This window comes from Cyanobacteria bacterium GSL.Bin1 (assembly GCA_009909085.1).
Lineage (GTDB): Bacteria > Cyanobacteriota > Cyanobacteriia > Cyanobacteriales > Rubidibacteraceae > Halothece.
The window spans coordinates 1-12,044 of sequence record JAAANX010000057.1 but is presented as its reverse complement, the minus strand read 5'-3'; the positions used below and the strand labels follow the sequence as shown (position 1 = coordinate 12,044).

The window sequence follows — 12,044 nt, the reverse complement described above, 5'->3', positions numbered from 1 at the left end:
ATTGGCAATTCTTTCATCGTTTAATTCACAATAGCAAGGAAAAACACTAGGTACAAACTAATCGGGAAATATCTCTAGCCCAATCCTTGCTAGCAGGGGCTATGTTAGGCTTATAGTTTGATAGCCTTGGCAAAAGTAAAACTGCTCGGACAATGACGGAAAGCGCAAACTACGCGATTGATTTTGGAACTAGCAACACGGTGATTACTCGTTGGAATGCAACGACAGAACAAGCAGAAGTCGTTCTCCTCTCAGGAATTTCTCAACAGTTACCGAATAACCCGCCGTTAATTCCAAGTTTGCTGTATGTGGAAGATGCAAACCAAGAACAAGTTGTCGTCGGTCAAGCGGTGCGCGATCGCGCTCTCGATGTGAAATCCGATCCCCGTTTTTTCCGTGGGTTTAAGCGGGGAATTGCGGCGCCAGTGCAAGGGTTTCTCCCGGAATTAGATGGAAAAACCGTTGATTTTGAACAGGCGGGGGAATGGTTTTTGCAATGTTTAACCCAGCAGCTGCAAGCGGAAGCGAAAACGAATATCGAGTCGTTGGTGTTAACGGTTCCCGTAGATAGTTTTGAAGCGTATCGCAATTGGTTAACGCAAGTTTGCGCCCATCTTGAAGCGAAACAAGTCCGTTTGCTAGATGAACCCACTGCTGCAGCCTTAGGCTATGGAACCACTCAGGATGATGTTTTACTAGTGATTGACTTTGGCGGCGGAACCGTTGATTTCTCTCTTGTTCAACTTAATCTGGGAGAAGAAGGGAAACAACCCCTCGGCTTTATCTTGAAATGGGGAGATAAGTTACTGGGAGAAAAGTCCTCGCAGAAGGTAAAAACGGCGCGAGTCTACGGGAAAGCAGGGGCAAATTTAGGCGGCGGGGATATTGATGATTGGTTGGTGGATTATTTTGCCAAGACACAGGGAATTGAGAAGTCAGCGTTAACGACACGGTTGGCGGAACGTTTGAAAGTCCAATTATCCTCTCAAGAACACGCCGAAGAAGTCTATTTTGATGAAGTAACTCTAGATACCCTGGAATTAAAATTAGAGCGCGATCGCTTTGAGGAAATTTTACGGGAGAATCAGTTTTTTGAGCAACTAGATGATTTGATGACCCAAGTGTTGCAACAAGGGCGACGCAATGGGATTGAAGTGGCAGAAATTCAGTCCGTGTTGCTAGTTGGGGGAACGGTACAAATTCCCGCACTACAACAATGGTTAGAACAGTATTTTAACCCGAGTAAAATTAAATGTGATCGTCCCTTTAGCGCGATCGCGTCTGGTGCGTTACAACTGGCCCAAGGGTTTCAACTGCAAGATTTTCTCTATCACAGCTATGGCATTCGTTACTGGAACTATCGCGAAAATAAACACAGTTGGCATCCCATTATTAAAGCCGGACAACCTTATCCCATGGCAACCCCTGTGGAATTAACCCTTGGGGCTTCGGTTGAAAATCAGCCCAGTCTTGAACTCATTATCGGGGAACTGGGGTCAGAAAGTAGTGGACGCACCGAAGTCTATTTTGATGGCAATCGTCTCGTTACACGAACCTTAGATGACTCGGAAACTAATGTCATTCCTTTAAATGAAGATGCCAAAACGATTGCGAATTTAAATCCAGCAGGAAGTCCAGGGCGCGATCGCGTTAAAATTCAATTTTGGGTCGATCAGCAGCGATCGTTACGCATTACCGTTGAAGATTTGCTCACCGAACAAGTTTTATTACAAGAACGAGTTGTGACAGAATTAAGTTAATTAGCCATGCTATCTCTCTGTCTTTAAGAAAGGCTTTTTATTTTAATGACTCACCAACTATGTTAATTCGCTTTCGCGCAGAAAATCTATATTCATTCAAAGAGGAAATAGAGTTTAGTATGATTCCATCTCCAGAAAAGAATCATGCTCATCACATTTTTCCAAAGAAAAAGAAGAATGACATTAGATTAAATCGCTTTGCTACCATATACGGGGCGAATGCTGGGGGAAAATCGAACCTAGTAAAAGTTATTAAATTTGCTCAAGATATGGTTTTAGAAGGAGTCAAACCAAAAGCAATGATTCCGATCCAACGTTTTCGTCTAAGCCAAGATTGTCTTAACTTTCCTGCTAAATTTGCAATTGAATTTAAAGTAGGAAAGCAAATGTATGAGTATGGATTTGAACTTGATTCACGCTTGATTTATAAAGAATGGTTAATTAACTTTACACGTCATTCAGAACATCAATTATTTGAGCGTACTACAGATTCTAATGGTAAAGCAAAGTTTAACTTTGGTTCATTCTTTAAAAAACTTGATAAAAAAGCACAACTACTGCTTGAAGTTTTCGGAGAAGGAACACTACCCAATCAACTTTTTTTAAATCAAAGTATTGAACAAAATATTAGTTATTTTCAACCTGCTTATGAATGGTTTCGTAGAGTTCTTACTATTATTGAGCCAATGGAACCATATATTCCTGTAGAATTTCAAATGGATCAGCATGAGACATTTCAAGATTTTCTTGGTAAGATTTTACGCGATGCTGATACTGGTATTACGTCTATCGAAACTGAAGAAATTAGTCTTGATGATTCCAATGATTTTCCTGAAGATGCAGAAGAATTAATTAAAGAAAGATTATCAGATGCAGATGGTTTTTTCGTGAAAGCACCAAAATTTAGATTTGCAGCAATAAAAAAAGATGAGCAAATTCATATTTTAAAACTAGTACCTATTCACACCATTTCTAATCAAAGAGGAAAAGTATCATTTGAGTTTTACGAAGAATCTGATGGAACTCAGAGATTAATAGATTTATCTCCTATTTTATATGAGTTGTTATTATCAGGAGAAGATGATGAACGTGTTTTTATCGTCGATGAGTTTGATCGTAGTTTACATCCTCAACTCTCTCGAATGATTGTTGAACTTCATCTTGATGAGGAAAATTCTACTCATCCTAGTCAGTTGATTGTCACAACACATCAAACGAATATTCTGGACTTAGATTTATTACGTCGAGACGAAATTTGGTTTGTAGAGAAAAAGCCAGAAACAGGTTCAACAGACCTTTACTCTTTATATGATTTCCAACCTTCTCAAAGTAAAAATATACGGAAAGATTATCTTTATGGAAGATATGGAGCAATTCCTTTCTTAGGAAACATTCGTGCTTTACAATTACCAGTTAAGAAATAATCTTAAGTGATAGTCAGTTATCAAAGTTAGATGGCTAAGCAGCAAAGAGCTTTTACTAGAAAATCTAAAAAACGAAAAATAAATAAAGTTTACCTAATTGCAACAGAAGGTGAGAAAACAGAAGAGATATATTTCAACATTTTTAAAAGTCCAGAATATAGAAAGAATGTTCAAATCAAAATACTACGAACAAAAAAAGGAAATTCTTCTCCACAAGCTGTTATGAAACGTCTTTACAATGAAGTAAGTAAGAAGAATCTTGATCTCAAGTTAGGAGATGAGTTATGGGTTATTATTGATCATGATGCAATTCATCCAGATGGGCATACTAAGGAACAACTTCAAGAAATTATTGATCAGTGTAATAAAAGAGAAAACTATTTTTGTGCAATTAGCAATCCTTCCTTTGAACTCTGGCTTCTCCTACATCAGGAAACGCCTAAAACACCTCCTCAGACTAAATTGTGTGAAAAAGAGTTAACTAAGTTATTGGGAAAAGAATATGATAAAGCCAAGTATGACGTGAGTAAATTAGAACCCCACATTCAAGACGCAATCAATCATGCAAAACAGTTAGATACTTGTCAACTTCCAACTACAACAGGTACTGGAGTCTATAGATTAGTAGAGAAACTCATTCAAAATTAAATATGCAAGAAACCTTAACCAGTATCTAGAAATACTGAAACTGTTTGCTCTTTCCTTTTATGACAAGGCTGTGTTAGGAAGATTGTCTCAAGAACCAGTTGTTATGCCATGAACTTGGTAAAGTTATAACAACATTGGATTGTAGGTTTGTGAGTGAGGAGTGATTCATGGTCTTAAGTCAAAATGGTGTTAAGGTGTCCTCTCAGTCATCCTTAAACACCGATCGCGCTTGGGTAGAAATTAATGAAACCGCCTTATCCCATAATGTAAAAGCGATCAAACAATTATTATCCCCAGACACCCGCTTGATGGCGGTGGTGAAAGCTGATGCGTATGGTCATGGTGCGGTAAAAGTGGCAAAAACTGTAATCAATGCGGGAGGAGATGCCTTTGCTGTAGCAACCTTACAAGAAGGAATTGATCTCCGTCTAGCTGAGATTACTGCACCCATTCTCGTCTTAGGGGCGATTAATACAGTAGAAGAGATTCAAGCCCTCAGTCGTTGGCATTTAGAACCCACTTTGTGTTCCCCGCAACAAGGGCGTTTTTTCGCGGAAACTTTACGAAAAATGGGAAAAACCTTACCCGTCCATTTAAAGTTAGACACAGGAATGTCGCGTTTAGGGGTACTGTGGGAAGATGCCGTTTCTTTTGTCTCTTCGATTCGAGGATATCCAGAATTAGAAATCAAGAGTCTTTACTCTCATTTAGCGACCGCCGATGAAAAAGATGATACGTTTATGCGGTTACAGCGGGAACGATTTGAAAGCGCGATCGCGCAATTAAAAACCATTAACTTTACGCCACCCTGTCTCCATCTTGCCAACTCTGCTGCCACTTTACGAGATGCCCGTTTTCACTATGATTTAGTGCGCATCGGCTTAGCCCTTTATGGCTTGTCTCCTTCCCCAGAATTAGCAGGAATTACCCGCCTCAAACCCGCTTTACAAGTTAAAGCTCGTATTACCCAAATTAAAGACCTCCCTGCGGGTGCTGGGGTTAGCTATGGACATCAATTTGTTACGGATCGCCCCTGTCGCATTGCGGTTGTGGGAATTGGCTATGCCGACGGTGTTCCTCGCAATCTGTCTAACCGTTTAAAAGTGCTTTTAAAGGAAAAAAGAGTGTCCCAAATTGGTGCAATTACAATGGATCAATTAATGTTAGATGTGACTCATTGTGACAATGTCCAACCGGGAGATATGGTGACTTTAATTGGAGAAGAAGGTCAAGATCGGATTACAGCAGAAGACTGGGCACAAGCGTTGGGAACCATTTCTTGGGAAATTTTATGCGGGTTTAAACATCGCCTCCCTCGGATTATTACGTCAGTTACTGATTCAGATTGAATATTGTCGATTACTTAATTAAATAGGAGCAGACCTTTCAAGGTCTTGTGATTTTTCCCAAATTGTAGTTCATTAAGGAAATCAATTTTCAGCATTTGGGAAATCGTCATTATGGTTTTTGGTCAAGTCCTTGAGCGTTTTATAGAGGAAAGCCCCGTATCAGTCATGGTTCGTGGACTGATGGAAAAATTTTTATCTCCCCAAAAACTTGATCAGCTATTTGAGAGAAATAGCGGGATTGCCTCACACAAAGGATTTTTTATCATTCGAGAGGATAAATGTCTTCCTTGGCATGGAGCTGGGAAGTTTCGCGACATTGGTTCGGTTGAGGGGGGAAAGGTTTTTGAACAAACGATGTCGAAAACGCACTCGTCGTGCTAATCGACCTCATGTTTCTACTGCTAAGATTTTATCCCAAAATTAAGACCACAAAATTCACACCTTGAAAGGGCTGGTTCTAAAGTATTGGTGTCAGAATTCTATATTGGCTGTTGACACAAAGATTGCAACAGCGGACTCAAGGTTGGTTGCAGTAATCTTGAAACGTCTCACATTGTTTCGTGTTGATTCAAAAGTCGCTCTCAGCAGGAGTTGAAATTGAAGGAATGCTCGATGATTTGCAAGCACTGGGGCTGAAGGTAGAACCTTTTACTGCAGAGGATGGGGAACTGGCTGTAATCATCAGCTTTTCTCTTGTCAATTATTATCACTTAATGAGAAACGGGAAGAATTGACCTTGATTCTCCCCCTCAAATTTGGTGGTGGAATTAATCAATTTCCTCTATTGGTATCGCTAAACCGACGATGTGACAGTTGAGGGTGCGGAATGTGGGGTATAAGCTAAGCTGTGAAGAGAACACTGATGTCCAAGATACACGCAAAACACAAGAGGAGTCCCATGCAACCCCAAATCAACTGCGCAGAAGCCTGTGTGAATGGCTGCGTCTTAGGCGATCAATGCCCGCACAAAGAATATGCTGCAGAAGCCTCTCAATTTATTAACAATACCTCCCTCGACCAAATGCTAGACATGGCCGAAGAAGCCGTGAGAAAGAAACGCGCCCAACCCCCAGAACCCACCCAATGGGTAATACCAGACGATATTTAATTGCGCATTAAACGGTCAATAATGCGGCTGGCTTGGGAACCGTAACCGCCACCAAAGAGATTGAAGTGGTTGAGGATGTGATAAAGATTGTAGAGTTCTTTCCGTTGTTTGTAACCGGCATCCAGTTCCCAAGCCACATTGTAGCCTTGATAAAACCCTGCGGGAAAGCCGCCAAATAATTCGCTCATGGCAATATCGACTTCGCGATCGCCGTAATAAGTTGCCGGATCAAGAATGACTGGTTCCCCATCTTTCGTCACGGCAGCATTACCACCCCACAAGTCGCCATGCACCAGCGACGGTTGCGGTTGATGATCCGCTAACACCTCCCGCACCTTCTCCACAACTTTTTTCGTATCGGGATAGTTTCCGCCTCGTCGTTTCGCTAATCGCACCTGATAGCCAATGCGATGTTCAGCAAAGAAGTCTGCCCAATTATCCAGCCAAGTATTAATTTGCGGGGTAGAACCAATCGTATTATTGCGATGCCAACCAAATTGTTCCGCGATGCCTTTCCGGTGCATCTCGGCGAGTTGTTTTCCCATGGTCTCCCAAACTTGAGAACCGCCACCGCGTCCAAATTCAAGCCATTCCATAACAATATAGGCTGCATTGTCTGTGGTGCCCCAACAGATGGGCTGTGGAATCCGAATCGTGTGGGTGTCATACATTTCTTTTAATCCCACTGCTTCGGCGGCAAACATTTCGTACTCGGAAGCGCTGTTAAACTTCAGAAAATAAGTGTCGGTACCATCTGTAATGGCATAACTTTGATTAATCGAACCGCCCCCAACCGAATGACGGTCTTTAATCGCAAAGGGTTTTCCAGTTGCTTGGGCAATTTCTTGGGCAATCTCTGTCCACATGAGTTTTTATCCTTGTCTGGCGTGCGAGATCATAAAAATAACTTCTGGTCTCCCACCCCTCTCCCCTCAATCTCGCATTACTCCCTAATAATGAACAATTCTTTGCTCTGTGTCAAAAAGATGAGGCACTACACTAATACTGCCTTGAGGAGTGAGATAAGTTAGAGACTGTTGGTTCGCATGTCTTGCCAAATCCTTCGATATTGTTCTTTGGTTTGAGGAGATAAAGGCAATAAGAATTCACTTTTTTCCAACAAAGTGGGTTGCGGAATCCGTAAAGCATCTTGTTGTAAGGTTTTAGGTAACTTTTCACGCTTGGTATTGAGTAAAATTGGCGAAGAAGCATTGGTAAATAGTCCAATTTGACTTGCCGCTTCCATTTCCCAGCAAAAGTTAATCCATTGCGACATGGGTTCAGAAAGACTTTGCTGACTCGAAGGTTGAACCCACACATCTGCCCAAAGTGCCGTTCCAGAAGTCGGGATAACCGCTTCGATATCCGGATAACGAGTTTGTAACTGGAGAACATCGCTCGACCAACCGACTGCTAACCAGGTATCCGCTAAAACCAAGGGCTGAAGGTAGGCTTGAGAACTATAAAATTTAATTTGTTGATGTAAGGTGGCTAATTCTGTTTTTAAATTGGGAACTTTGTCCAAATCGGTTGTGTTATAAGAGTATCCCAGTTTTTTTAGCGTTAATCCAATTACTTCTCGGGGTTGATCGAGTAAAGAAACGCGATCGCGCAATTCTTCCCGCCACAAATCTTGCCAATCGGTTGGCAGATTATATCCAGCTTCACGAAACTTATCTTTTCGGTAAGCAAGTACTGTACTTCCCCAGCGATAGGGTGCTCCCCAAATTTGACCTGTTTGATCAACATTGCCTTGTGCATCTCGTCGCACTAACTGTTGCCAAGAAGGCGGCAACCTTTGCCAATTGTTCACGGAAGCGACACTTAAAGGTTGAATTAAGTTTTCATTAATAGCTTTTTGCAGCCAAATATCACCTAATGTCACCAAATTTGCCGTTTTTTTACTTTCTTCTTGCGCTAACTTTTCTAGAAATTCATAAAGACTTTCTAGCTGCGATACCGGTTTTATATCTAACTGTCGGTTGAGTTGAAATTGCTTGTGAAAGTTACCTAAAAGTTGGGATGGAATTGAGTCTTTTAACACTCGGATCGTCAGGGAATTGTTGCCAACACTACAAGATTCCAAAATCGGGGCAATGGTGGCAAATAGAGCCATTAATAAAAATTTACGACGGTTTAACATAAAGCTGAAAAATTAAATGAATCCGTAATATTCAGACATATATTGATCAAGGGAATAACATAGTCAAAGAGCAGGTCGATTACTGCCTGTAATAGTAGAACAATTCCCCTTGGTATCATTGATGGATCGACTGGAAAATCATATTATCACCCTCGAACAAAAAATAGATCGCCTCTATGCGGTCGTTGAGCATCTCACTAACCGTTTAGATGAGAGTTTGCAAATGCCTCAAAGCACAAGCAACTACTCCGATCATGCTGCTGTGCCTGACTCTTCCGAAGAAAAACTGGACTCCCATCACCGTGGTTTTAGTGCCATGATGGGACACAAAGACGTTTTACTTGATGATGACGTGAATACTTCTCGAACAACGGCTTCCGACGGAGAAGAGGTATCGCCAGAAATCCAAATTCGTCGTCTCAATACCCAACTGACAGCAGCTTATAATCGCATTGCTGCCCTAGAAGAACAACTGTTGGCTCAACGGATTCACTTTTAATGAGTGCCTACTCTCATTAGTGAGTGTCTGCTCTCATTTTGATTCAATAAAAACAGGTACTAGCGAAAGGCGCGATCGCGCCCTAGCAAATACCAATTTGGGCATGAAGATTTGAATTAACAATCAAGTAGGGATTTGCCCCCCGAATCAAGGCTCGCTCAGGGAAAAGACTCGGGGTTGGCATCAGGAATGAGTTTCCATGCTAGCTAGAGCTTCCCATCGCAGCGAGAATCGTACTCTGTTTCCGCGATCGCGCTGATTGAAGGAAAAATTGTTGGTTCAGCTCGGTTACGCTTATTTGAAAAGGGGGTAGGAAGCATTGGTAACAACTTAAGGAAATGGGAAAAAAGTCAATAGCCCTCAAAAATCATGTGAAACTCAATCTAGATCAGTAGTGAGCGTGATTAAGTATAGTTATTAATTAAGAGAGGTCACAGCCTCCCACTATACCATTTGCAAAACTTTTTTAATAGTCAAAAATTAATTGCACCCGTTTTATCGGTTGAGTAACTGTCTGTTAAGACACCGGAGGAGACGAGGTTCTGCTGAATGAAGGAAAAAGTGATTCCCGGGAAAAGTTTGAGTGCATCCCAGTTATGCAATGAGCATAAATGCTCAGGTTTAAAGCAGTGAGAAAAGCGTTATGCTTTGAGCATTACCCGCTCGCCGACGAGGAGTGTCCTATGGATGCCGATAAACAGACCAAGATAGCCGCTCATGCTCGCGCGATGCGCCTCCGGCGCCGGCGAAGCCATCGCTGCCTTGCTCGATGAAGAAAGTGAACGAACAGCTCACGTGGGGCAATTCAGTTGCCCCACCGTGTCCTCCCCAGAACAGGTGAAAACTCTTTCTGGCATAGAAGAAGCGGTGCGAGGGCATCTCCTCGAATACGTCAATCCAGAAATTGCCAGTTTTTGATCCAGACAAGTAGTGGTACCTGTACTGGTCGAGGGCGGCAGATCCATAGCATCCTGGGACAGCTCGAACTGACGGCAAAACAGGGGCAGCGACTGCAAGTTAAAAGTCATACGCGATGGAGTCCCGATCTGGAGAAGTGCTGTCTCTTGCTGAGTGCCAATGGCTCTTATGAACGTGCTTCAGAAGACATCAAAGTGCTGAGTGGGATAGTTGTTTCTGCCAGTACCCAACAGCCCCTGGTACATCGACAGGACTTTGAGCCACCGAGGGTCGAAGCCACCGTTGATGAAATAAGTGTCGATGGCAGCAAAGTCCGTTTAAGAACGCCGCTGGGTGAGAAGTGCGAATGGCGCGACGACAAAGCTGTCAATCTGCACGAGCAAGCTGTCAATGTCTTCTTTCAGGACAACGACAGTTTGGTGAAGTGGGTGAACCAGCAACCGCTAACTTTGCCGTTGACCGGCTTGGGCGATGGTCATGATGGCATCTGGAAGATTTATGGGAAAATTGGCAGCGATGAACAACGACGAGAGATTTTAGACGGGTACCATCTCGTCGAGAATCTGGGCAAAGTTGGCGGTTCCCAACCCCGGTTAGACCGGGTGGAAGCCCTGTTGTAGCAGGGTCAGATCAATCTGGCAATCGCGCAGTTTGACGATTGGCAACATGAGGGAGTTGACCGATTTGTGACCTACCTCAATAAGCATCGAGCGCGAATTGTCAACTACGACTACTATCGCTCAGAAGGCATCTCCATTGGCTCAGGTTTTATCGAATCGACCGTTAAGCAAGGATGGCATTTTATTAAAAAGTGACTTTGATGAAAAAATAGTTTATTTTCTTTTACCATCAATGGCTGCTTTAAGTCAAGATTCAGTCAGGTTTAGGGGGATATCACTTTATATGATTGTCTCTATTTTTCTTTTTTAATTGGTATTAACTTATCATACTCACTCTAGAAGAGCCAGAAAAGTTAAGCAAGTTCTGACAAAAAATAGTAACTTTTTAGTCGGCTTACATGGTCAAGTTTGGATAATTGCCCAAACTTTTGTCCAAGATGGGATAGGCTGACACGCATTTAAGAAGTAAAATATGACTTTGAGAACGAATTAACTCGCGTCTAACTTCATATCCCGCCTACTCGATATTCATCTTAAAATCAGGCAAGACATCCTCTCCTGAGAGCGTAGCAGGGAAGTTGAGTATCTCGACATCCTGATTGGGTCGATAGATTTCAACAGTTTGATCTTGAGGATTAATCAGCCATCCCAACTGTAGTCCACTGGCAAGATATTCTTGCATTTTTTCTTGAAGCGGTGGCAAGCGATCACTTTCAGACCGTAGTTCAATGACAAAATCAGGACACAGGGGTGGGAACTTTTTCTGCTGTTCTTGTGTTAACTGATGCCAACGTTCAAGTTTGACCCAAGCTGCATCAGGAGAGCGATCGCCGCCATTAGGAAGTTTGAAGACAGTTGAGGAACTGAACACCTTACCCAGTTTTGTCTGGCGATTCCAATTACCTAAATCGATGATATAGTCTGCTTCGCGTTCTCCACTTTCACCGCCAACGGGGGACATAATAATCAATTCTCCAGTTGCACTGCGTTCCATTGCAATATCTTGATTCGCCATGCACAGTTCATAAAATTGCTCATGGGTCAAATTCTGAACGAGAGGTTCCAAGTTCAAGTGAATTGTATTCATTGCAAGTGACTTAATTAATCCGTTAATCTGTGTTGCTTTCATTTTAGACTTTTGTAGCGCAATCGCCAGACAAAACAGTAAAAGATGACGGCATAGTGACTTAATCGTAACCCAGATTTAATTCTTGGGCTTGTGCGGTCAGCTTATCAAGAGTCTCCATGCGTTGCTGGTCAATGCTTTCCTTGTACTCCATTAAATCCTCAAAACGGACACGACGATGATTTCCCACCTTGTGAAATGGGATTTTTCCTGTTTCCAAGAGCTTCACTAAATGGGGACGAGAGACATTAAGTAAATTAGCAGCTTCTTGTGTCGTTAGTTCCGTATGAATGGAAAGCAATGTGACAGCATTTCCTTGCCCCATTTGACTAAGCATCTCGGTTAGTAAATTGACATACTCCCCCACTAAGCTGACGCTATAGTGGGGGATTCTGGGAAATCAGTTACCTGACCTCCTATCCACTCAAACAACGAAAGTTGTTTAGGGT

Annotated in this window: 13 protein-coding genes and 1 pseudogene; 10 read left to right on the top strand and 4 right to left on the bottom strand. The window is 42.3% G+C overall.

Annotated elements, in window-relative coordinates; genetic code table 11:
• Positions 1 to 152: 152 nt before the first annotated feature.
• The 7 genes and pseudogenes from GVY04_06155 (at position 153) to GVY04_06125 (ending at position 6,289) form a co-directional block, all read left to right on the top strand.
• Positions 153 to 1,760 carry an Hsp70 family protein gene (locus tag GVY04_06155; GenBank protein NBD15732.1) on the top strand — a complete coding sequence of 536 codons (1,608 nt, stop codon included), beginning with the start codon at positions 153 to 155 and terminating at the stop codon, positions 1,758 to 1,760.
• Positions 1,761 to 1,819: 59 nt separating this feature from the next.
• Positions 1,820 to 3,184, top strand: coding sequence for an AAA family ATPase (locus GVY04_06150; protein NBD15731.1), 1,365 nt, complete (start codon positions 1,820 to 1,822; stop codon positions 3,182 to 3,184).
• A gap of 30 nt (positions 3,185 to 3,214) precedes the next feature.
• Positions 3,215 to 3,832: an RloB domain-containing protein gene (locus GVY04_06145; protein NBD15730.1), complete on the top strand. Its 618-nt coding sequence runs from the start codon at positions 3,215 to 3,217 to the stop codon at positions 3,830 to 3,832.
• Between the two features lie 167 nt (positions 3,833 to 3,999).
• Positions 4,000 to 5,181 carry an alanine racemase gene (locus tag GVY04_06140; GenBank protein NBD15729.1) on the top strand — a complete coding sequence of 394 codons (1,182 nt, stop codon included), beginning with the start codon at positions 4,000 to 4,002 and terminating at the stop codon, positions 5,179 to 5,181.
• A 111-nt stretch (positions 5,182 to 5,292) separates the two neighbouring features.
• On the top strand, positions 5,293 to 5,562 hold the full coding sequence (locus GVY04_06135) for a hypothetical protein (protein ID NBD15728.1): 270 nt from the start codon (positions 5,293 to 5,295) through the stop codon (positions 5,560 to 5,562).
• A gap of 182 nt (positions 5,563 to 5,744) precedes the next feature.
• Positions 5,745 to 5,852 (top strand): annotated as a pseudogene (locus GVY04_06130) (PIN domain nuclease).
• 227 nt (positions 5,853 to 6,079) lie between these two features.
• Positions 6,080 to 6,289: a hypothetical protein gene (locus GVY04_06125; GenBank protein ID NBD15727.1), complete on the top strand. Its 210-nt coding sequence runs from the start codon at positions 6,080 to 6,082 to the stop codon at positions 6,287 to 6,289.
• On the opposite strand, the gene GVY04_06120 is transcribed toward GVY04_06125, so the two are convergent.
• Positions 6,286 to 7,155, bottom strand: coding sequence for a phosphotransferase (locus tag GVY04_06120; GenBank protein ID NBD15726.1), 870 nt, complete (start codon positions 7,153 to 7,155; stop codon positions 6,286 to 6,288). The genes GVY04_06125 and GVY04_06120 overlap by 4 nt on opposite strands.
• Before the next feature lie 161 nt (positions 7,156 to 7,316).
• Entirely contained in the window at positions 7,317 to 8,432 is a 1,116-nt protein-coding gene (locus tag GVY04_06115) for an extracellular solute-binding protein (protein ID NBD15725.1), read from the bottom strand.
• A gap of 121 nt (positions 8,433 to 8,553) precedes the next feature.
• Between GVY04_06115 and GVY04_06110 the strand changes: the two genes are divergently transcribed.
• The 3 genes from GVY04_06110 (at position 8,554) to GVY04_06100 (ending at position 10,469) form a co-directional block, all read left to right on the top strand.
• The gene (locus GVY04_06110; protein NBD15724.1) at positions 8,554 to 8,931 is read left to right on the top strand and encodes a hypothetical protein; all 378 of its coding nucleotides are present in this window, start codon (positions 8,554 to 8,556) and stop codon (positions 8,929 to 8,931) included.
• A 717-nt stretch (positions 8,932 to 9,648) separates the two neighbouring features.
• Complete coding sequence (locus GVY04_06105; protein ID NBD15723.1) at positions 9,649 to 9,849, top strand: hypothetical protein; 201 nt, start codon at positions 9,649 to 9,651, stop codon at positions 9,847 to 9,849.
• The gene (locus tag GVY04_06100; protein NBD15722.1) at positions 9,846 to 10,469 is read left to right on the top strand and encodes a hypothetical protein; all 624 of its coding nucleotides are present in this window, start codon (positions 9,846 to 9,848) and stop codon (positions 10,467 to 10,469) included. The genes GVY04_06105 and GVY04_06100 overlap by 4 nt, the downstream gene beginning before the upstream one ends.
• Before the next feature lie 517 nt (positions 10,470 to 10,986).
• Here GVY04_06100 and GVY04_06095 read toward each other — a convergent pair.
• Both GVY04_06095 and GVY04_06090 read right to left on the bottom strand, forming a co-directional pair.
• Complete coding sequence (locus GVY04_06095) at positions 10,987 to 11,556, bottom strand: Uma2 family endonuclease (protein ID NBD15721.1); 570 nt, start codon at positions 11,554 to 11,556, stop codon at positions 10,987 to 10,989.
• Between the two features lie 100 nt (positions 11,557 to 11,656).
• Complete coding sequence (locus tag GVY04_06090; GenBank protein ID NBD15720.1) at positions 11,657 to 11,986, bottom strand: excisionase family DNA-binding protein; 330 nt, start codon at positions 11,984 to 11,986, stop codon at positions 11,657 to 11,659.
• Between the last annotated feature and the right edge of the window lie 58 nt (positions 11,987 to 12,044).